A 213-nucleotide genomic window follows, 5' to 3' on the forward strand; every position below is an offset into this window, starting at 1 on the left:
TGGTCTTTTAACGAAAAATACCAATGGCCGGAGGCTGGGGTAATAAAGTTAGAAATTTCACCCGTCAGTACTAAAGTTGCAAAGCCTTGCTCAAGCACTGTGCGAATTTCTCTATTTAGGCGCGACACGGTGTAAACCGTTTGCGAAGGCTTCGAAAACATAAACAACAACCTAAAATTATTTATGAGGCAAGTTATAAAGTAAGTTTATCAT

At 39.0% G+C, this 213-nt stretch carries 1 protein-coding gene; it reads right to left on the bottom strand.

Annotated features, from left to right (window positions below; translation table 11 throughout):
- A partial coding sequence (locus V6260_RS19250) for an exodeoxyribonuclease VII large subunit (protein ID WP_341595624.1) occupies positions 1 to 161 on the bottom strand: 161 nt, incomplete at its 3' end.
- Positions 162 to 213 lie beyond the last annotated feature (52 nt).

This window comes from Pseudoalteromonas aliena, assembly GCF_038155085.1.
Lineage (GTDB): Bacteria > Pseudomonadota > Gammaproteobacteria > Enterobacterales > Alteromonadaceae > Pseudoalteromonas > Pseudoalteromonas aliena_A.